This window comes from Corynebacterium canis, from assembly GCF_030408595.1.
GTDB classification, from domain to species: Bacteria; Actinomycetota; Actinomycetes; order Mycobacteriales; family Mycobacteriaceae; genus Corynebacterium; species Corynebacterium canis.
Window position 1 is genome coordinate 1,462,635 of the sequence record NZ_CP047080.1, and the last position, 20,477, is coordinate 1,483,111.

The 20,477-nt window shown below is 59.5% G+C and carries 15 protein-coding genes and 3 rRNA genes; all 18 read left to right on the plus strand.

Annotation, left to right across the window (positions count from 1 at the left end; all coding sequences use genetic code 11):
* Positions 1-14: 14 nt before the first annotated feature.
* Positions 15-1,313: an MFS transporter gene (locus CCANI_RS06440; protein ID WP_146325474.1), complete on the plus strand. Its 1,299-nt coding sequence runs from the start codon at positions 15-17 to the stop codon at positions 1,311-1,313.
* A 19-nt stretch (positions 1,314-1,332) separates the two neighbouring features.
* A complete protein-coding gene (locus CCANI_RS06445; RefSeq protein ID WP_146325473.1) occupies positions 1,333-1,524 on the plus strand; it encodes a Trm112 family protein in 192 nt (63 codons plus the stop codon).
* Between the two features lie 27 nt (positions 1,525-1,551).
* Entirely contained in the window at positions 1,552-2,811 is a 1,260-nt protein-coding gene (gene tyrS, locus CCANI_RS06450) for a tyrosine--tRNA ligase (RefSeq protein WP_146325472.1), read from the plus strand.
* Positions 2,812-3,249: 438 nt separating this feature from the next.
* Positions 3,250-4,796, plus strand: a 16S ribosomal RNA gene (locus CCANI_RS06455).
* Between the two features lie 312 nt (positions 4,797-5,108).
* Positions 5,109-8,233: ribosomal RNA gene (locus CCANI_RS06460) — 23S ribosomal RNA — on the plus strand.
* A 62-nt stretch (positions 8,234-8,295) separates the two neighbouring features.
* Positions 8,296-8,412, plus strand: a 5S ribosomal RNA gene (gene rrf / locus CCANI_RS06465).
* The 16S, 23S and 5S rRNA genes sit together here, the layout of an rRNA operon.
* Before the next feature lie 1,072 nt (positions 8,413-9,484).
* Complete coding sequence (locus CCANI_RS06470; protein WP_146323064.1) at positions 9,485-9,868, plus strand: VOC family protein; 384 nt, start codon at positions 9,485-9,487, stop codon at positions 9,866-9,868.
* A 124-nt stretch (positions 9,869-9,992) separates the two neighbouring features.
* On the plus strand, positions 9,993-11,012 hold the full coding sequence (locus tag CCANI_RS06475; RefSeq protein ID WP_425457298.1) for a hypothetical protein: 1,020 nt from the start codon (positions 9,993-9,995) through the stop codon (positions 11,010-11,012).
* Between the two features lie 38 nt (positions 11,013-11,050).
* Positions 11,051-12,046 carry an HAD-IIA family hydrolase gene (locus tag CCANI_RS06480; RefSeq protein ID WP_146323066.1) on the plus strand — a complete coding sequence of 332 codons (996 nt, stop codon included), beginning with the start codon at positions 11,051-11,053 and terminating at the stop codon, positions 12,044-12,046.
* Complete coding sequence (locus tag CCANI_RS06485; protein WP_186749985.1) at positions 12,037-12,201, plus strand: hypothetical protein; 165 nt, start codon at positions 12,037-12,039, stop codon at positions 12,199-12,201. The genes CCANI_RS06480 and CCANI_RS06485 overlap by 10 nt, the downstream gene beginning before the upstream one ends.
* A gap of 9 nt (positions 12,202-12,210) precedes the next feature.
* Positions 12,211-13,032 (plus strand): TlyA family RNA methyltransferase, encoded by an 822-nt coding sequence (locus CCANI_RS06490; RefSeq protein WP_146323067.1) that lies wholly within the window; start codon positions 12,211-12,213, stop codon positions 13,030-13,032.
* Complete coding sequence (locus tag CCANI_RS06495; protein WP_146323068.1) at positions 13,029-13,934, plus strand: NAD kinase; 906 nt, start codon at positions 13,029-13,031, stop codon at positions 13,932-13,934. The genes CCANI_RS06490 and CCANI_RS06495 overlap by 4 nt, the downstream gene beginning before the upstream one ends.
* A gap of 57 nt (positions 13,935-13,991) precedes the next feature.
* Positions 13,992-15,710 (plus strand): DNA repair protein RecN, encoded by a 1,719-nt coding sequence (gene recN, locus CCANI_RS06500; protein ID WP_146323069.1) that lies wholly within the window; start codon positions 13,992-13,994, stop codon positions 15,708-15,710.
* 38 nt (positions 15,711-15,748) lie between these two features.
* Positions 15,749-16,942, plus strand: a complete 1,194-nt coding sequence (steA, locus tag CCANI_RS06505; protein ID WP_146323228.1) for a putative cytokinetic ring protein SteA — start codon at positions 15,749-15,751, stop codon at positions 16,940-16,942.
* Positions 16,943-16,950: 8 nt separating this feature from the next.
* Positions 16,951-17,880 carry a copper transporter gene (locus tag CCANI_RS06510; protein WP_146323070.1) on the plus strand — a complete coding sequence of 310 codons (930 nt, stop codon included), beginning with the start codon at positions 16,951-16,953 and terminating at the stop codon, positions 17,878-17,880.
* A gap of 20 nt (positions 17,881-17,900) precedes the next feature.
* Positions 17,901-18,557 carry an NUDIX domain-containing protein gene (locus tag CCANI_RS06515; protein WP_146323071.1) on the plus strand — a complete coding sequence of 219 codons (657 nt, stop codon included), beginning with the start codon at positions 17,901-17,903 and terminating at the stop codon, positions 18,555-18,557.
* Complete coding sequence (gene xerD / locus CCANI_RS06520) at positions 18,554-19,453, plus strand: site-specific tyrosine recombinase XerD (RefSeq protein ID WP_146323072.1); 900 nt, start codon at positions 18,554-18,556, stop codon at positions 19,451-19,453. The genes CCANI_RS06515 and xerD overlap by 4 nt, the downstream gene beginning before the upstream one ends.
* A gap of 74 nt (positions 19,454-19,527) precedes the next feature.
* A complete protein-coding gene (locus CCANI_RS06525; RefSeq protein ID WP_146323073.1) occupies positions 19,528-20,475 on the plus strand; it encodes a ParA family protein in 948 nt (315 codons plus the stop codon).
* The last annotated feature ends 2 nt before the right edge of the window (positions 20,476-20,477 follow it).

Genomic DNA, 20,477 nt, shown 5'->3' on the forward strand with positions numbered 1-20,477 from the left:
AGAAAGGTAAGTCTATGCTGCCTACGGAAGCTGAAGGCGCCGCTACCAGCGGCGATGCCGGGCGGGGAAACCCGCAGCTGCGGCCCATCCTCATGACCGTGTTTCTGGCGTTCATGGGGCAGATGCTGCTCAACCCGATCATTGCGCCGCTGTCCCGCCAGATGGGGCTGCAGGACTGGCACATCGGGGCCACAATCTCGTTGAGCGCTGTCATGCTGGCGCTGAGCAGCCCCTTTTGGGGCAGGGCGTCGCAACGCCACGGCGTCAAGCGGGTGCTCGTCGTATCGCTCATAGGTTCGTTTGTGGCGCTGGCCCTGTTTGCCATTACCTCCTATCTGGGCATGCGCGGCATGTGGCAAGGCATATCCCTTGTCTTTGGCGTGCTGATCACGCGCGGCCTTTTGTACGGAGTTTCGATTTCCGCGGTGACGCCTACCGCGCAGGCATATCTCGTGGGGCACGCCGATACGGAACCCGAACGTGTGCGCATGATGGGCGGGCTCGGCGCCGCGCAGGGCATTTCCGCAATCTGCGGCGGCATCCTCGGCGGGGTTTTGGCCGCGCTCGGCGGGCTCATGCTTCCGCTGGTGGCCATGCCGCTTATGGTGCTGATCACGATCGGCGTGTTTGCCGCCACGTTTAAGCCGCAGCCGGTGAATCAGCTCATCGAACAACCTGCCGCAATTTCTTACTTTGACAAACGTGTGTTCCCTTACTTGGTGAGCGGTTTTTGCATCTTCCTTGTGTTTTCCGCGGTGCAAACCCTGTTTGGATTTACCGTCCAGGATCGGTTCTCGCTGGGCCCGGACGAGACCGCTAGCGTTACGGCGATCTATATGGTGACCATGGCGGTGGTGATGGCGGCGGTACAAGGCGGCGTGGTGCCCAAGCTGCGCTGGCCCGCGCGCAGGTTGCTTCGCGTTGGGCTCCTTGTGCTGCTCGTTTCCGTGATTTGCCTGTGGCCGATGGATTCCTACGCGCTGCTCGCGGTGGCCACGGTTGGGCTCGGCGCCGGGCTTGGCATGGCGATGACTGGGTACAACACGGGGCCGACATTGGAGCTTGACCTGCGGGAGCAAGGCGGGCTGGCCGGCCTGATCAGCGCGAACAATGGCGCCACCTATGCCATTGCGCCGGTGCTGGCTACGTCGTTGTACGGGTGGAATCACAGCATTCCGTTCATTGGAATCATTGTGCTAATCGCAGGGAGCTGTTTGTACGTATGGGCGCATCCGCAATTCCGCCGCGCGGAGCCGAGCGCTGCGATGGGCGGACAGGCGAGCGCGGAGGCGAGGTCAGCGACGGCGCGGTGACCGGCTACAATTACCAAGCATGAGTATCGACCCCCAGTTGTTGGAAGTACTAGCCTGCCCGCAGGATCACGGGCCGTTACGATATCTCGAGGACGAGCAGGTGCTTGTCAACGAGCGGCTGGGTATCGCCTATCGCATCGACGATGGCATCCCCGTCATGCTGATCGACGAAGCTTTCGCATGGCCTGCGGATCCCGCCGCCAACTCCTGAACCGAACTCATTTTCTAAGGCATGGTAATGAATATTATCGATGAGCTCACGTGGCGTGGGCTGATTAACCAATCCACCGATCTCGACGCGCTGCGGGAAGCAACGGAGCAGCCCATCACCTTGTACTGCGGCTTCGACCCGACCGGGGCGTCGCTGCATGCCGGGCATTTGGTGCCGTTGATCATGCTGAAGCGGTTCCAGGACGCGGGCCACCGTACCATTACGTTGGCGGGCGGCGCGACGGGCATGATCGGCGATCCGCGCGACGTGGGCGAGCGCTCCATGCTGAGCCACGAAGAAATCGCACATAATGTCGAATCAATCCAAGGGCAGATTCGGCGTTTTATCGATTACTCCGACGGCCGCGCGATCATGGTCAATAACGCGGACTGGATCGGCAGCATGAGCGTGATCGAATTTCTGCGCGACGTGGGCAAGAATTTCTCGCTGAACACCATGCTGGACCGGGACACGGTGAAGCGCCGGCTGGAAAGCGACGGCATTTCCTACACCGAGTTTTCCTATATGTTGCTACAGGCATTCGACTCCGTTCACCTGCAACGTGAGTACGATTGCGTGCTGCAGATCGGCGGCGGCGATCAGTGGGGCAATATCGTCTCCGGGGTGGACCTGAACCGCCGCATGGATCAGAAGCGCACCCACGCCCTGACCGTTCCGCTGGTTACGGACGCGGAGGGGCAGAAGTTTGGCAAGTCTACCGGCGGCGGCAAGCTGTGGCTGGACCCCGAGCTAACCAGCCCGTACTCCTGGTACCAGTACTTTATTAATGCAGGTGACTCGGTGGTTATCGATTACCTTCGGTGGTTCACCTTCCTCACGCAGGAGGAAATCGCCGAGTACGAGGTGGAGGTTGCGGAGCGTCCGCATCAGCGCCAGGCCCAGCGCCGTCTCGCCCGCGAGCTCACCACGTTGGTGCATGGGGCGGAGGCGACGGAGGCCGTGGAGCTTGCCGCGCAGGCGTTGTTCGGCAAAGCGGAGCTCGCGGATCTCGACGCCGCGACGCTCGCCGGTGCGCTTTCCGAAACTACTGTCGCAGAAATCGCCCCCGAACAACCGTGCGGAATCATCGACTTGGTGGTGGCCACGGGCTTGGCGGATTCCCGGGGCGCGGCCCGCCGTTCCATCAAGGAGGGCGGCATTTACGTGAACAATGTTCGCATTACCAGCGAGGAGTGGCAGCCGGCCGCCGCGGACCTGCTCCACGGGGAGTGGCTGGTGCTGCGGCGAGGTAAGAAAAACTTCGCCGGCGCGCTTATCCGCTCTTAAGGCGCTTATCGACGCCCCGCCTCCCACTGCGCGTTTTATCGCCACTGGGATGCGGGGTTGTTGCGTTTCAGCGCTTAGAAAACATGGTTTTACCTGGGGATTTGTCAAGCTTTAAGCTTGTGTGTAGATTTAATCGAGTCAGCTCAGCGGTCGCCCTAAGAGAAACAAGGGCGAGACGTTAGCTTGGCTGTGTTGTTTGAGAACTCGATAGTGTGTCATGTTTGTTTTGTTGTTGTTGGCTGGTTGTGGCTGTTTTGTTGTGGTTGGTTTGGTTGCTGGCGGGGTTTGTGCTTCGTGAGCTGGCTTTGGGCTGGTCGCAGTGGGATGGTTGGGATTGGTTTTTCAACTGTTTTGTTTTTGTTTTTTTGGACAACTGATTGTTTTGTTGGTTGTTTGTTTTTTTGTTGGGGTTTGGCTTTTCATAGGGCTGATTTTGTTTTTGTGGAGAGTTTGATCCTGGCTCAGGACGAACGCTGGCGGCGTGCTTAACACATGCAAGTCGTACGGAAAGGCCCTGGCTTTGGTTGGGGTGCTCGAGTGGCGAACGGGTGAGTAACACGTGGGTGATCTGCCCTGCACTTTGGGATAAGCCTGGGAAACTGGGTCTAATACTGGATAGGACCATGCTTTTGTGTGTCATGGTGGAAAGGCTTCTTTTTGGTAGCTGGTGTGGGATGAGCTTGCGGCCTATCAGCTTGTTGGTGGGGTAATGGCCTACCAAGGCGTCGACGGGTAGCCGGCCTGAGAGGGTGTACGGCCACATTGGGACTGAGATACGGCCCAGACTCCTGCGGGAGGCAGCAGTGGGGAATATTGCACAATGGGCGCAAGCCTGATGCAGCGACGCCGCGTGAGGGATGACGGCCTTCGGGTTGTAAACCTCTTTCGCTGGGGACGAAGCTTTTTTGGTGACGGTACCTGGAGAAGAAGCACCGGCTAACTACGTGCCAGCAGCCGCGGTAATACGTAGGGTGCGAGCGTTGTCCGGAATTACTGGGCGTAAAGAGCTCGTAGGTGGTTTGTCGCGTCGTCTGTGAAATTCCGGGGCTTAACTTCGGGCGTGCAGGCGATACGGGCATAACTTGAGTGCTGTAGGGGAGACTGGAATTTCTGGTGTAGCGGTGAAATGCGTAGATATCAGAAGGAACATCAGTGGCGAAGGCGACTCCCTGGCCAAAGACTGACGCTCATGTGCGAAAGTGTGGGTAGCGAACAGGATTAGATACCCTGGTAGTCCACACCGTAAACGCTGTCTACTAGCCGTTGGGGGATTTAGACCTAGTGGGTAGCAGCTAACGCGATTTAAGTAGACCGCCTGGGGAGTACGGCCGCAAGGTTAAAACTCAAATGAATTGACGGGGGCCCGCACAAGCGGTGGAGCATGTGGTTTAATTCGATGCAACGCGAAGAACCTTACCTACTCTTGACATACTAGAAACTTTTCAGAGATGAATTGGTGCCTTCGGGAATCTAGATACAGGTGCTGCATGGCTGTCGTCAGCTCGTGTCGTGAGATGTTGGGTTAAGTCCCGCAACGAGCGCAACCCTTGTCTTATGTTGCCAGCACGTGATGGTGGGGACTCATGAGAGACTGCCGGGGTCAACTCGGAGGAAGGTGGGGATGACGTCAAATCATCATGCCCCTTATGTCCAGGGCTTCACACATGCTACAATGGTCGGTACAGTGGGTTGCGAGACCGTGAGGTGGAGCGAATCCCTTTGAAAGCCGGCCTCAGTTCGGATTGGGGTCTGCAACTCGACCCCATGAAGTCGGAGTCGCTAGTAATCGCAGATCAGCAATGCTGCGGTGAATACGTTCCCGGGCCTTGTACACACCGCCCGTCACGTCATGAAAGTTGGTAACACCCGAAGCCCATGGCCTAACCAGTGTTTGCTGGGGGGAGTGGTCGAAGGTGGGATTGGCGATTGGGACGAAGTCGTAACAAGGTAGCCGTACCGGAAGGTGCGGCTGGATCACCTCCTTTCTAAGGAGTTTTTGTGTGGTGCTGTGTGTGGTGGTTGCTGTAGGTGGTGGCCGCTGGAAATGTGTGCAGCACTGTTTTGTTTTTGTTTTTTCCAGGTGGACTTCCAAATTGTTGGTTACTACTTGATGGTTGTGGTTGGTTGATGATGATGGGGCATTCGTGGCGCGCTGTTGGGTGTCTGGGGCAGGCACGGTTTGCATGTTCTGATTGATCTGATGTGTTTGTTGGGTTGGTTGGGGTGTGTGTTGTGGTTGTTTTGGTGTTGTTTGTGGAACTGTATAGTGGACGCGAGCATCTTTATTGTTTGTGTGTGTTGTTGTGTTGGAAGGGCACACGGTGGATGCCTTGGTATGCTGAGCCGATGAAGGACGTGAAAGGCTGCGTTAAGCCTCGGGGAGTTGTCAATTGAGCGTTGATCCGAGGGTGTCCGAATGGGGTAACCTGGCCATGGTTGTGCATGGTCGCCTGCTGGTGAATGAAATAGCTGGTGTGGTGGTGACGCGGGGAAGTGAAACATCTTAGTACCCGTAGGAAGAGAAAACAATGTGTGATTCCGCTAGTAGTGGCGAGCGAACGTGGATGTTGGCTAAACCATGCGCGTGTGAGACTCGGCAGGGGTTGCGTGTGTGGGGTTGTGGGATGCGGTTGTTGCAAGTGCTGCCGTGCTTGTGGTGTGGTGCGTTGTGTTAGGGGAAGTGGCTTGGAATGGTCTGCCGGAGTGGGTGAGAGTCCCGTACCTGAAAATGTGGCGTGTTGTGCTTGATCGTATTCCCGAGTAGCAGTGGGCTCGTGGAATCTGCTGTGAATCTGCCGGGACCACCCGGTAAGCCTGAATACTCAGTGTGACCGATAGCGGAGTAGTACCGTGAGGGAATGGTGAAAAGTACCCCGGGAGGGGAGTGAAAGAGTACCTGAAACCGTGTGCCTACAAGCCGTCAGAGCATGGTCTGCCCGTTGTGGGTGGGGTGTGTGATGGCGTGCCTTTTGAAGAATGAGCCTGCGAGTCAGCGGCATGTCGCGAGGTTAACGCGTGTGTGTGGTAGCCGTAGCGAAAGCGAATCCTAATAGGGTGTGTCAGTGGCATGTTCTGGACCCGAAGCGGAGTGATCTACCCATGGCCAGTGTGAAGCAGCGGTAAGACGCTGTGGAGGCGCGAACCCACTTAGGTTGAAAACTGAGGGGATGAGTTGTGGGTAGGGGTGAAAGGCCAATCAAACTCCGTGATAGCTGGTTCTCCCCGAAATGCATTTAGGTGCAGCGTTGCGTGTTTCTTGCTGGAGGTAGAGCGACTGGATGGTTGATGCGGGACTATCATCTTAGCGATGCCAGCCAAACTCCGAATGCCGGCAAGGTGAGAGCGTAGCAGTGAGACTGCGGGGGATAAGCTTCGTAGTCGAGAGGGAAACAGCCCAGATCGCCGGCTAAGGCCCCGAAGCGTGTACTAAGTGGAAAAGGATGTGGGATCGCGAAGACAGCCAGGAGGTTGGCTTAGAAGCAGCCATCCTTGAAAGAGTGCGTAATAGCTCACTGGTCGAGTGGTTCTGCGCCGACAATTCAGTGGGGCTCAAGTACACCGCCGAAGCCGCGGCACCGGCCCTTGTTGGGGTTGGTGGGTAGGGGAGCGTCGTGTTTGCGTGGAAGCTGCCGAGTGATCGTGTGGTGGAGTGGATGCGAGTGAGAATGCAGGCATGAGTAGCGAATGACGAGTGGGAAACTCGTCCGCCGGATGACCAAGGGTTCCTGGGTCAAGTTCATCTTCCCAGGGTGAGTCGGGACCTAAGGCGAGGCCGACAGGCGTAGTCGATGGATAACGGGTTGATATTCCCGTACCCGCATGTGTGCGCCCATGGTGAATCAGTGATACTAACCACCCGGCCTAGGTTATGTGTGCTGCCAGCTTTTGTGGTTGGTGGTGTGTGTGGCTTGTGGTTGCGTGGGATCTGAGCTGGTAGTAGCCAAGCGATGGGGTGACGCAGGAAGGTAGTCAAGCCACTGATTGGATTGTGGTGTAAGCGTGTAGCCCGTGTGGTAGGCAAATCCGCCACACAGGTATGGGTGAGACGTGATGCGTACCCAACTTGTTGGGGATGTTGATGATCCTCTGCTGCCGAGAAAAGCCTCTAGTGAGTGCATGTGCGGCCCGTACCCCAAACCGACACAGGTGGTCAGGTAGAGAATACTAAGGCGATCGGGAGAACTGTGGTTAAGGAACTCGGCAAAATGCCCCCGTAACTTCGGGAGAAGGGGGGCCTGGTTGGGTGGCCCACCCTTGGCGGTGGGTGCGCGTGGCCAGGCCGCAGAGAATAGAGGGAAGCGACTGTTTACTAAAAACACAGGTCCGTGCGAAGACGATAAGTCGAGGTATACGGACTGACGCCTGCCCGGTGCTGGAAGGTTAAGAGGACCCGTGAGCGTCAAGCGAAGCGGAGAATTTAAGCCCCAGTAAACGGCGGTGGTAACTATAACCATCCTAAGGTAGCGAAATTCCTTGTCGGGTAAGTTCCGACCTGCACGAATGGCGTAACGACTTCCCTGCTGTCTCAACCACAGACCCGGCGAAATTGCACTACGAGTAAAGATGCTCGTTACGCGCGGCAGGACGAAAAGACCCCGGGACCTTCACTATAGCTTGGTATTGATATTCGATACGGTTTGTGTAGGATAGGTGGGAGACTGTGAACACGCCACGCCAGTGGTGTGGGAGTCGCAAGTTGAAATACCACTCTGATCGTATTGGGTATCTTCAACCTCGGCCCGTGATCCGGGTCAGGGACAGTGCCTGGTGGGTAGTTTAACTGGGGCGGTTGCCTCCCAAAGAGTAACGGAGGCGCCCAAAGGTTTCCTCAGCCTGGTTGGCAATCAGGTGGCAGAGTGTAAGTGCACAAGGAAGCTTCACTGCGAGACTGACACGTCAAGCAGATACGAAAGTAGGGACTAGTGATCCGGCACCGGCTTGTGGAAGCGGTGTCGCTCAACGGATAAAAGGTACCCCGGGGATAACAGGCTGATCTTCCCCAAGAGTCCATATCGACGGGATGGTTTGGCACCTCGATGTCGGCTCGTCGCATCCTGGGGCTGGAGTAGGTCCCAAGGGTTGGGCTGTTCGCCCATTAAAGCGGCACGCGAGCTGGGTTTAGAACGTCGTGAGACAGTTCGGTCTCTATCCGCCGCGCGCGCAGAAACGTGCGGAACGCTGTCCCTAGTACGAGAGGACCGGGACGGACGTACCTCTAGTGCGCCAGTTGTCACGCCCGTGGCACGGCTGGTTAGCTACGTACGGACGGGATAACCGCTGAAAGCATCTAAGCGGGAAGCCCCTTCCAAGATAACGTTTCATCAACCAGGTGCCCCACAGAACATGGGGTCGATAGGCCGGAATTGCACGCACCGCAAGGTGCTCAGATGACCGGTACTAATCCACCGAACACCAACAACCACCACGCGTCCACTACACAGTATCCACCACCAACACCACCCCAAAAACCAAACAAAAAAACTTGTCGGTGGCAACAGCGGCGGGGAAACGCCCGGACCCATCCCGAACCCGGAAGCTAAGCCCACCAGCGCCAATGGTACTGCACACGGCAGTGTGTGGGAGAGTAGGACACCGCCGACACCCAAAACCAAACACAAACGGCCCGGACACACCAACCGGGCCGTTTTTCACGTCTACACCCACCAAAGCAACACAAACACAAAAACACAACAGGAATCAGGGCGCGGTAGGGGGCCGCACCCACGCAAACCCGACACACCAACCACCGCGCCGCGTCGCTTCCCCAAAACTCAAAAAACGACACGTCACATCCGCCTCAGGCAGATCCGACACACCGCTTCTCAATCGGCGGCATTTCCCCAGGTCGCCAAAACGCCCATGGCAGATCTGCCTCAGGCAGATCCACACCCCCACCCCGCAAACATTATTTCCCCAGGTCGCCGCAGCTTGTCGCCGCCGCAATCTCGCCCACACGCACCCCGCCCAGGCAGATTCAACACGGAGGTCGCCGAATGGCAGCACGTCCCCAAGATTCACCCCAAGATTCAGACAAGGCGTGTCATATTTGCCTGTGTCATATTTGCCTGGACAGCCCCAACGATCGCCCGCAGTTCGTCAATCTACGCATGAGCCCTAGCGCATCAAACAGGTGACGTGCCGCCGCCGGGTTTGGATCGCACACCACCTTTGGACCGGCCGCATACGCCCCGATCACCAGATCAACAGCCTAGGAACGATGATCGTACGTGATTCAACAGGCCGCCATAACCCTTGCCGAGGCAGATCCGACACACCGCTTCCGCAGGTCGCCGAGGCTTGTCGGCGTCTCGACCTCGCCTGCGCACATCTCGCCCAGGCAGATCCGACACGCAGGCTGAGAAACGGCGGCATTTCCCCAAAAATGCAGAAGCGGCCCGTCACATCTGCCTGAGCAGACTCAGTGATCGGACAACAGTCGGTACCTGCCGCACCACAACCCGTGTTGGCAAGCCCTGATGCCGCCGCCAAGTGCGGATCGCACACCACCCTGCGGCCGGCCGCACCCACCCCGATCAACAGTCCAACGGGCCACCAAAAGCCCTTGCCCAGGCAGACTCGACATACCAGCCACCGAACCACAACCCGCCCTAAACCACGAATTCCAGTAGACTTTCCTTAAGTTTGCTCATTTCAAGACCTCTAGGAGTTTTGGATGGCCGTGTTTCAGCCTTCAAGCGTAATACTGTATGTAGCGGATGTGGATTCTAGTATTGCTTTTTACCGCGCTGCTCTCGCCAAAGAACCCGTCGAGATTTTCGAAGATTTCGCGTTGTTTTCCCTCAACGACCAACTAACCTTAGGTCTCCAAACTCGTTCGGAGATTGACCCACCGGCTGTCGGCGCGCCCGGCAGCGTCGAGCTTTCTATGAGTTACGCCACTGCGCAGGAGGTTGATCAGCTGTTTCGCGAGTGGTCGGAGCTTGGGTTTGCGATAGTCCTTGAGCCTACGACCTTGGAGTTTGGTTATACTTTCGTTGCGGCTGATCCTGATGGCCACAGGCTTCGCGTGTGTGCTACGGATACGTCTGGGTTGTGATTCTCCGGCGGTGTTTTGCTTTTTCTTCGAGTCACACATTGTGCTCAATACGGGGTAGTATTGAGTGACTTTATAGGTTGCGCTCCCTCGGTGTTTGTTGCTGCGGGTGTTGTTTATTTTCGGTATGGAAGGCTCCCTGGCACGAATGTCTGATAATTTCTCCCGCTCGGATCGCTCGGATCGTTCTGGTAGTTCGCGGAACTATCGAGGCTCAGGCGGCGGCTATCGCGGTGACCGTTCCAGGAATGAGCGCGATGATTATCGACGTCGCGACGATCGCCGCAGCGGGGGTTACCGCAGCGATGGCGGTGATCGCCGTGACGGCCAGCCTCGTCGTTATCGGGATGATGCCCGCCGCGATGACCGCCGCGATGATCGCCGTCATTCGCAGCGGGCGGGTGCGGGCCGTAAGGATGGTCAGTTCCGTGGCCCGCAGCGTCCGGGTTTCCGCGAGGAGCGGATTCAGAAGCGCCAGCAGGAGCCGACATTGCCGGATGATGTGACGGCGCGGGATCTTGATCCTAGTATTTTGCAGGATTTGAAGAGTTTGGCTCGCGATAATGCGGATATGGTGGGCCGCCATATGGTGATGGCTGCGGTGTTGATGGAGGAGGATCCGCAGTTGGCGCTTGCTCATGCGCGTGCTGCGAAGGATCGGGCGGGGCGCGTCGCGGTGGTTCGTGAGACTTGTGGCATTGCGGCTTATCATGCGGGCGAGTGGAAGGAGGCGCTGGCGGAGTTGCGTGCGGCGCGCCGGATGAGTGGTGGCCCGGGTTTGTTGGCTGTGATGGCGGATTGTGAGCGGGGTTTGGGCCGCCCTGAGAAGGCGCTTGAGTTTATTCGCACTGAGGATGCTGCCGGTCTTGATGAGGCTGGCCGTGTGGAGCTCGCGATTGTCGCCGCTGGCGCTCGCCAGGATTTGGGCCATCATGATGCTGCGGTGGCGGAGTTGCAGCGTGTGTTGTTTGAGCCGACGCGGAAGGGGATGACGGCGTCTCGGTTGTTTTATGCGTATGCGGATGCGTTGGTTGCGGCGGGTCGCCCGGCGGACGCAAAGGTGTGGTTTGGCCATGCTAAGAATGCGGATGAAGAGGGTTTTTTGGACGCCCAGGAGCGCATTGCGGAGCTCGAAAAATTGGGTTAACGCTGTGCGTTTCGGCCGCTCCACTAAACTGTGGAGTTATGACTGTTGCGAGTGATTACGATTGCCTCCTGCTGGATCTTGATGGAACCGTTTGGGAGGGCGGTCGCCCCATTCCCGGCGCAGTTGAGGGTGTGTTGGCCACCAAGCTGCCGTTGTTTTACATCACAAATAATGCTTCGAAAGCCCCGTCGGTAGTTGCGCAACAGCTTTCGGGTATTGGGTTGGCCACGCAGCCGTCGCAGGTGTTCACTTCCGCCCAGGCGGCCATTGAGATGGCCGCGGAGAATATTCCGGCGGGTTCCAAGTTGTTGATTTTGGGCACGCCGTCGTTCCAGCAGCTCGCGCTGGAGGCGGGTTTCCAGGTGGTGCATTCGGCGGATGATCAGCCGGTGGCGGTGTTGCAGGGCCATAATCCGGAGACGGGTTGGGCGCAGCTTTCGGAGGCGTCGATGGCGATTCATGCCGGTGCGCAGTATTATGCGAGCAACCTGGATTCCACCTTGCCTCAGGAGCGCGGACTGGCCGTGGGGAATGGTTCGATGGTTGCGGCGGTGGTGAATGCTACTGGCGTGACCCCGGAGTCGGCGGGTAAGCCGAAGTCGATGATGTTTCATTCCGCCGCGGCGCGGGCGGGCGCGCAGCGTCCGTTGGCGGTTGGGGATCGGCTGGATACGGATATTGCTGGCGCCGTTGCCGCGGGTATGGACGCGTTTCAGGTGCTCACCGGCGTGAGCGGGCATTATGCCGTGTTGAACGCCCCGGTGACGCAGCGCGCGACGTATCTTGCGGAGACGATGTTGGATTTATTGCAGCCGGCTGATTCGTTGGCGCCGAGCGCGCAGGGTGGTTTCGTGGCGGAGTTGGCCGCCGATGGGGTGTTGCATGTGCGCGGCGGTAATGCCCAATCCACGCCGATGCAGGCGCTTCGGACGGCGGTTGCGGAGGTGTGGGCGCGCGGCACGCAGGAGGGTTTGGTCAGCGAGGTGCGCCCCGATGGGGAGCATGCGCGGCGTGTATTGGAGGCGTGGTGGTAGCGCCGAAGCCGCGGGATCCGCGGCAGCCGGAGGTGTCCCCGGATCAGGTGCGCCGCCAGGTTGCGGAGGTGCTTGGCCAGCCTGCGGAGTCGTTGCAGGCTGAGGCGCAGTTGTTGGCCCGGGCGCATGATATTGTGCAGAACGCGCTGAAATAAGGAGTTTTGATGGTAGCGCGCAGGCGCCTTGACGCTGAATTGGTGCGTCGAAAGATTGCTCGATCAAGGGAACATGCGGTGGAATTGATTCGGGCTGGGCGGGTGGAGGTTGCCGGGCTGCGCGCCGCGAAACCGGCGACGGTTGTTGACCCTGAGGTGTCCATCCGTGTCGCCGCCGCCAGTGACGCCGATTGGGCTTCCCGCGGGGCCCATAAGCTTCTCGGCGCGCTTGCCGCATTCGAACCTTTGGGCGTCAGCGTCAAGGGCAAAAAGGTGCTCGATGCGGGCGCCTCTACCGGCGGCTTTACCGACGTGTTATTGCGTTTCGACGCCCGGCAGGTCGTCGCCGTGGACGTAGGTTACGGTCAGCTCATCTGGCGCTTGCAAAACGATGATCGGGTTCGTGTGGTGGACCGTACCAATGTGCGCTCGTTGACCCTGGAGCACACGGATGGGCCGTGCGACATGATGGTGGGGGATTTGTCGTTTATTTCGCTGCGCTTGGTGCTGCCCGCGATTGTCGAATGTATGTCAGAGGGCGCCGTGCTCCTTCCGATGGTAAAACCCCAGTTCGAAGTGGGGAAGGATCGCCTGGGTGCCGGCGGGGTGGTGCGGAGCCCACAATTGCGTGCGGAAGTCACGCGCGAAGTCGCGGAATTTGCCGCGACGCTGGGGTTAAGTTGTAACGGAGTGGTTGCTTCGCCGCTGCCCGGTCCGAGTGGCAATGTGGAGTATTTTCTGATGCTGATCAAAGATGGTGGCGCCTCGGCGCCGACCGCTCAGGAACTTGACCGGATGATCGAAACTGCCGTAAAGGAAGGCCCGCAATGAGTCCTCGTGAGGTGTTGCTCGTTCCCCATACTGGCCGCCGCACCAATGTGGAATCCGCCGCCCGCGCGGCAGAGCTTTTGGATGCCGCGGGCATTGTGGTGCGCGTGCTGGTGTACCGGGATGCCAGTTCGGTGGCGGAGCATCCGGTGCTTGGCCGCTTTGATCTGTACCGCCACTCCTATGAGGCCGCCTTGGGGGTGGAATTGGTGCTGGTGCTGGGCGGTGACGGGACGTTTCTGCGTGCCGCCGATATCGCGCACAGCGTTGATGTGCCGGTGCTGGGCATCAACCTTGGCCATATCGGCTTCCTGGCGGAGTGGGAAAAGGACTCGTTGGATGAGGCGATCCAACGCGTGATCGATTGCGATTATCGCGTTGAGGATCGCATGACCGTCGAGGTCCGGGTGACCAATAATGAGAAGAAGTGCTTGGGCACCGGCTGGGCGCTCAACGAGGTAAGCATTGAAAACCAGGATCGCAGCGGCGTGTTGGATGTGTTATTGGAGGTGGATGCCCGCCCGGTGAGCACCTATGGTTGCGACGGCGTGTTGATCTCCACCCCGACGGGTTCCACCGCCTATGCGTTCTCCGCGGGCGGCCCGGTGCTGTGGCCGGAGCTCGATGCGATCTTGGTGGTGCCCAATAATGCGCACGCATTGTTCGCCCGTCCGCTGGTGGTGAGCCCGCATTCCACGGTGGCGGTGGAATCCACGATGCGTTCCAATCCGGCGGAGGTGGTGATGGACGGGTTCCGTAAATTGCCCATGCCGCCGGGTTCCCGGGTCGAGGTGGTGCGCGGGGTGCGCCCAGTGCGTTGGGTGCGGCTGGATGATGTCACGTTCACGGATCGGTTGGTCACCAAGTTCCGGCTTCCGGTGGAGGGTTGGCGCGGCCCGGATTAGGCCGCCACGCGCCTCACCAGTACGTTTGTTTGCCTATCTGAGGGGTACAGTATTGCTATGCTCGCGGAAATCACCATCGAAAACCTTGGCGTCATTCCTGCTGTTACCACCGAATTGCACCCCGGGCTGACGGTGCTCACCGGTGAAACCGGCGCCGGAAAAACCATGGTGGTTTCGGGTCTGCGCTTGTTGTGCGGCGGGCGTGCCGATGCCTCCCGGGTGCGCGCCGGCGCCAACCAGGCCGTGGTGGAGGGGCGATTCGTGGTGGATTCGCTGCCCGTCGAATCCCAGGCGGTGGCGCGGGAAGTGGTCGCCGCCGCCGGTGGGGCCGCGGACGAAAACGGGGAGTTTATCGCCTCCCGCGTGGTCAATGCTTCTGGACGCTCGCGGGCGCACCTCGGGGGCCGTTCCGTACCGGCGGCCACGCTGCAGGAATTCAGCGTGGAGCTGTTAGCCATTCACGGGCAAAACGATCAGCTGCGGCTGCTGTCGCCGGAGCGGCAGCTCGCCGCGCTCGACCGCCTAGATCCCACGATTGCCGGGCTGGTGGATGCCTATCGCGAGCATTATCGCCAGTGGCGCGCCCTTGCCAAAGACCTGCAGGAACGCAGCACCAAGCGGCGGGAGCTGGCGCAGGAGGTGGATCGCCTGCAATTCGCAATCGGGGAAATCGATGCGGTGCATCCGCAACCCGGCGAGGACGCCGAGCTGGTGGCGGCGGTCCGGAGGCTGCAGGACGTCGATACGCTGCGGGAAGCGGCGGCAACGGCGTTGGGGGCCATCGACGGGGATATGGAGGCGCTGGTCGATGAGCCCGTGGCCTCGGATTTATTGGGGCAGGCGCAGGCGGCGTTGGCGGATAGCGAGGACCCGACGCTGCGGGAATTGGGGGAGCGATTGGCGGAGCTGACCTCGGCGTTGGGCGATATTTCCGCGGAGCTTGGGCACTTTCTATCCGAACTCCCGGTCGACGCGGAGGCGTTGGAAAGTATGTTGCAACGCCAGCAGCAATTAAAACAACTCACTAGGAAATACGCGCCGGATATTGATGGCGTGCTGGCGTGGCGGGAAAAAGCGCATCGAAAGCTGGAGTCTATAGATATTTCCAGCGATGCGTTGGCGCGCTTACAGCAACAGGTCGCGGCCGCGGAAAAGAAAATGCTTGCTGCCGCCACAAAGCTCACCAAGGCGAGAACACACGCAGCCAAAGAATTAAGCAAGCGGGTCACAGAGGAACTTCATGGTCTTGCCATGCCAAAAACAAGTTTCGTGGCTGAATTGCGCCCAATTAAACCGGGGAAAGACGGCGCGGACGAAGTGGAATTCTTGCTCGCGCCCACCGCCGATGCAATTCCGCGGCCACTGGCAACCTCGGCAAGCGGCGGCGAATTATCGCGCGTGATGTTGGCGCTGGAGGTGATTCTCGCCGCCGGAAACACGGGCACCACCTTGGTGTTCGATGAGGTGGACGCCGGGGTTGGCGGCCGCGCTGCGGTAGAGATTGGGCGTCGATTAGCACGCTTGTCCCGGCACAATCAGGTGCTGGTGGTAACGCACTTACCGCAGGTAGCGGCGTTTGCGGACGCCCACCTGCACGTATCCAAACATGTGGGCGACGCCAGCGTAACCTCCGGCCTGGACCACCTCAGCGGCGAACGGCGCGTCACCGAATTGGCACGCATGTTGGCGGGCCTGGAGGACACGGACACGGGGCGCGCGCACGCGGCGGAGTTATTGGAAATGGCTAAAACGGAACGTAAGAGCTTCTCAGTCTAGGGCGCGCCTCCACCCTTACTTGAGGGTTGCGCTGCACAATAAGCTGCATGAGTCTTTTTTCCCGCAACTCAGATTTGCCTGGACTGCACGGTGTAATCCGCGATTGCACCACAAACAGCAAGGGTTTTAAACGCCTTTCGGGAGGCGATATCGCCGTTATCGACGCCCCCGACATGCCCCGTTCATTAGCGCAACGCCTTATTGATGCAGGTCCCGCGGCCGTGGTCAATGTTTCGCGTTTTACCACCGGCGCCTATCCGAATTTTGGCCCGCAAATGTTAACCGATGTGGACATTTTGTTGGTGGAGGGCGTGGGCGCGCAAATCTGGGATCAATTGCGCGATGGGAAGAAAGCCAGAATTACGGAAGACGGCCAGTTATTCCATGGGGAGAAGTTGATCGCTTCCGGCGTGGTGATCACCGCCGCGGAAGCCGAAGAGGGTTTCGTAGAGGCACAGCGGGAACTGCTGGACCATATGGAGGCGTTTTTTGGCAATACCATTCAGTTCATTCATTCCGAGGCGCCGCTGCTTATCGACGGCCTCGGCGTGCCCGATGTGGGCGTGGACATCGAGGGGAAGCCGGTGGTGGTGGTCAGCCCGGGGCCGGGGCATCGCACACAGCTCAAGGAGCTTAGAAATTACATTCGGGAATACTCGCCTGTGTTGATCGGCTGCGACGAGGCCGCGGATACGATCGTGGAGCTGGGTTATAAGCCGGATTTGATCGTGGGCAATCCGGCGGGCATTGGTGCGGACGCGTTGCGCAGCGGGGCGCGCGTGGTGCTGCCCGCCGACCCAGATGGGCACGCGGCGGGGCTGGAACGCATCCAAGATCTCGGCGTGGGTGCGATGACGTTCCCGGCGGCCAGCGATTCCGCGACGGACCTGGCGTTATTGCTCGCGGACTATCATGGCGCGGTGCTGGTGGTCAATGTCGGGGCACCGCTGGATCTGATGAAGATTTTCGCCGCCGACCCCAATGCCACGCCGTCTTCGTTGCTCACCCGCAGCAGGCTCGGCAGCAAGCTTGTCGACGCCGCGGCCATCGCCGAATTGTACGTAGTGCGCGGCACTGCGGGCTTGGCGTGGGTGTGGGCCGCGTTGGCTACGTTGGTCGTGGTGGCCGTGGTTTTGCTGATTGCGGGGACTTCTGGCACTGGGTCCTTTACCGAAAATCTGATTGATACTTGGAACAACATCGCGCTGGCCGTGCAGGGCTGGTTTAAGTAGGAGCAGCAATGACGTTAAAAAGTTCCACCGTGACTGGCCTGATGTTGGGCGTTGCTATCGGATTGGTATTGGGCACATATGTGCTGTCGCCGAATGTGCCGGGGGGCAGCAATCAGGACAATAACAATGCGGTTGCGCAATTGGATCAGGCGCGGGAGGAGGCAGAACACGCCAAGACCCAGGCCGAGACCGTGGATCGCTATATTGCCAGCATCGCGGAAGGCACCGTCGACGCCACCTTGATCGATCGCTCCGTGCTTGTAATGACCACGCCGGATGCGAACAAGGACGATGTGGAAAACGTGGATTGGTTGCTGCGCCGGGCGGGGGCCATCGACGCCGGCGTGATCAAGCTGGAAAAGAAGTTTTTGGATCAGGAGGGGGCGGATAGCCTGAAGCGGATCATCACCGATACGCTGCCCGCCGGGGCGCAATTGTCTACGGAAACCCTGGATCCGGGCACGCATGCGGGCGAGGCGATCGGCTATGCGCTGGCCGCGGTGGATGGGCAAGCCACGGCGAGCGACGAGGATCGCGCGGCGCTATTGGATGCGCTGAAAAACGGCGGGTTTATTAGCTTCAAGGAAAACACGATTCAGCCGGCGGCCGGCGTGCTGCTGCTGACCGGTGATGACGATGGTTCGAAAAACTCGTTCGCCGCGAACACCATCGCAACCTTTGCGCAGGGCATGGATTCCCAGGGGGTGGGCGTGGTGGTGGCCGGGCGCCTCGGTGCCGCCGCGGAGGGCGGTGCCATCGGCCGGATCCGGGAGAAGCCCGAGGGGCGCGATACCGTGTCCACCGTGGATTCCATCGATCGCAGTTTCGGCCGTATGGGCACGATCCTGGCGGTGGTGGAGCAATTGGAGGGCGGTTCCGGGGCCTATGGTGCGGCGACGAACACGGATGCGGCGGCCCCGCCCGTGCCGCTGCGCTGACGCACGTATCCTTGGATAGTATGACCGTTCCTGGAGAGCATTCGTTTACTGTCGTTGATTCCGAGGTGCTGCTGGAAGCCCCGATTATCGCCGTGCGCCGCGATCGTTTGGTGATGCCCGGCGGCACCGAATCCAACCGCGAGATCGTGGAGCATTTCGGTGCCGTGGCCGTCGTTGCGTTCGATGGCGAGCGCATCGCGCTGGTGCGCCAATACCGGCATTGCGTCAAGGATCGGCTGTGGGAATTGCCCGCCGGTTTGCTCGACATTGCCAACGAGGATCCCTTGGAATGCGCGCGCCGCGAGCTGGCCGAGGAGGCCGGGCAGGCCGCCGCGCGCTGGGATCTGGTGACCGATCTCGTGTGCTCGCCCGGTTTTTGCGAGGAGGCCGTGCGCATCTACCTTGCGCGGGAGTTGAGCGAGGTGCCGCGCCCCGCGGCGGACGACGAAGAGGCGGATATGAGCCTGACCTGGGTGCCAATCGAACAGGCGCGCGAAATGGTGTTGCGGGGCGAGGTGAAGAATTCGATCGCCATCGCCGGCATCATGGTGGCGGGGGAGGTGATCGCCGGTCGCGCAACCGCGCGCAGCGTCGATGAACCGTTCGATTTGCGTCCGGAGAGCCTGCCGCGGCGGCGGCAAGCGATGGGGTTTGGCGAGGATATGAAACGCCTGTGACATCCCCGCACACAATAGCGAATACTTGGCTGAATCACCTGACGGTAGAGCGGGGGCTTTCGGCCAATACGCTGAGCAATTACCGCAGGGACGTCGAGCGTTATTTGGCCTGGCTGCAGGGCGCGGGCATCGCCGATCTCGCCTCCGTGACCACCACCGATATCGAACTTTATGTCGCGGATCTGCGGCGTGGGGGATTGGCGGCTTCATCGAGCGCTCGGGCCTTGGTTGTCGCGCGCGGTTTGCACAAATTTGCGGTTGCCGAAGGCGTGCTTGATGTCGACGTGGCCGCCGAGGTTCCGCCCCCCGCGCAGGGCCGGCACTTGCCGGATACGTTGAGCATCGCGGACGTCGAAAAGCTTCTCGACGCCGTGCCTCACGCCGAGCCCGTCGATCTGCGCGACCGTGCGTTGCTCGAACTGTTGTATGGTACGGGTGCGCGCATCAGCGAATTGACCGCATTGCATGTCGATGATGTGGCCGAGTTGGAGCAGCGCGGCTACCTACTGGTGCGCGGCAAGGGAAACAAGGAGAGGCTGGTGCCTGTGGGTCGGCAGGCGCAACGGGCCGTGAGCGATTATCTTGTGCGCGGCCGACCGAGCCTGACGACGGGGAAAAGTCACGCGCTGCTTTTGAACCTGCGCGGGGGTGCGCTGTCCCGGCAGAGCGCGTGGGCGGTGGTCAAACGTGCGGCGCAGCGGGCGGGGATCGAGCACGATATTTCGCCGCATACCTTGCGCCACAGTTTTGCTACGCACCTGCTTGAGGGCGGGGCGGATGTGCGCGTTGTCCAAGAATTACTCGGGCATTCCTCAGTAACCACGACGCAGATTTATACCCATGTGTCCGCCGAAAACCTCCGTCAGGTGTGGCGGGAGGCGCACCCCCGCGCATAAAACTTGAGACCGGTCAAGTCTGCAGCATTGTCGCCTCGCTTGCGGAAAATGTGCACGATGCTTGTGAGTATGCAATGTATTCTGTCTTCTGGGAGCATGAACATCGTGCACTAGCCAATTCTGTCAAGGAAGAGGGATTGATCTTGTCTGCAAACGGCGATAACGGCTCGAAACATCAGGACGGGCCCGAAGTCGGCCTTACCGGCCGACCGGTGCGAAAGCTCCCTGAACCAAAGCCATTGGATCGCCATGGGCCAGCCAAGATTATTTCAATGTGCAACCAAAAAGGCGGCGTGGGGAAAACGACGTCCACAATTAACTTGGGTGCGTGTTTAGCGGATCTCGGGCGTCGGGTGCTGTTGGTGGATTTGGATCCACAGGGTGCGCTGTCCGCAGGTTTGGGCGTGCCACATGAAGAACTTGACCTTACTGTGTACAACCTCTTAGTGGACAATCAAACTTCCATTTTAAATGCGATCCATCGAACAAATGTTCCTGGGTTGGATTTGGTTCCGGCGAATATCGATCTCTCCGCGGCGGAGATCCAATTAGTCAACGAGGTGGGCCGCGAGCAAACCTTGGCGCGCGCGCTGCGCCCGGTCATGCGCGACTACGATTACATTATTTTGGATTGCCAGCCCTCGCTGGGTTTGCTTACCGTCAATGCGCTTACCTGTTCGCACGGCGTGATTATTCCGATGGAGTGCGAATACTTTTCGCTGCGCGGCCTAGCATTGCTTACGGACACGGTGAGCAAGGTGCAGGACCGCTTGAACTTCAACCTAGAGATCATCGGTATCCTTGTCACCATGTTCGATCGCCGTACGAGCCACGCGCGGGAGGTTATGTCTCGCGTGGTCGAGGTATTCGGCGAACAGGTCTTCGATACCGTGATTACCCGCACGGTGCGTTTCCCGGAAACCTCCGTGGCGGGTGAGCCGATTATCACGTGGGCGCCGAACTCCCCGGGCGCCGCCCAATATCGCGACCTCGCCCGCGAAGTCATCGAGCGAACTTGTTAGCG

Coding starts and splice junctions, on each gene's coding strand:
- CCANI_RS06440 (WP_146325474.1), top strand. CDS start 15: ATGCTGCCTACGGAAGCTGAAGGCGCCGCTACCAGCGGCGATGCCGGG.
- CCANI_RS06445 (WP_146325473.1), top strand. CDS start 1,333: ATGAGTATCGACCCCCAGTTGTTGGAAGTACTAGCCTGCCCGCAGGAT.
- tyrS (WP_146325472.1), top strand. CDS start 1,552: ATGAATATTATCGATGAGCTCACGTGGCGTGGGCTGATTAACCAATCC.
- CCANI_RS06470 (WP_146323064.1), top strand. CDS start 9,485: ATGGCCGTGTTTCAGCCTTCAAGCGTAATACTGTATGTAGCGGATGTG.
- CCANI_RS06475 (WP_425457298.1), top strand. CDS start 9,993: ATGGAAGGCTCCCTGGCACGAATGTCTGATAATTTCTCCCGCTCGGAT.
- CCANI_RS06480 (WP_146323066.1), top strand. CDS start 11,051: ATGACTGTTGCGAGTGATTACGATTGCCTCCTGCTGGATCTTGATGGA.
- CCANI_RS06490 (WP_146323067.1), top strand. CDS start 12,211: ATGGTAGCGCGCAGGCGCCTTGACGCTGAATTGGTGCGTCGAAAGATT.
- CCANI_RS06495 (WP_146323068.1), top strand. CDS start 13,029: ATGAGTCCTCGTGAGGTGTTGCTCGTTCCCCATACTGGCCGCCGCACC.
- recN (WP_146323069.1), top strand. CDS start 13,992: ATGCTCGCGGAAATCACCATCGAAAACCTTGGCGTCATTCCTGCTGTT.
- CCANI_RS06510 (WP_146323070.1), top strand. CDS start 16,951: ATGACGTTAAAAAGTTCCACCGTGACTGGCCTGATGTTGGGCGTTGCT.
- CCANI_RS06515 (WP_146323071.1), top strand. CDS start 17,901: ATGACCGTTCCTGGAGAGCATTCGTTTACTGTCGTTGATTCCGAGGTG.
- CCANI_RS06525 (WP_146323073.1), top strand. CDS start 19,528: ATGTATTCTGTCTTCTGGGAGCATGAACATCGTGCACTAGCCAATTCT.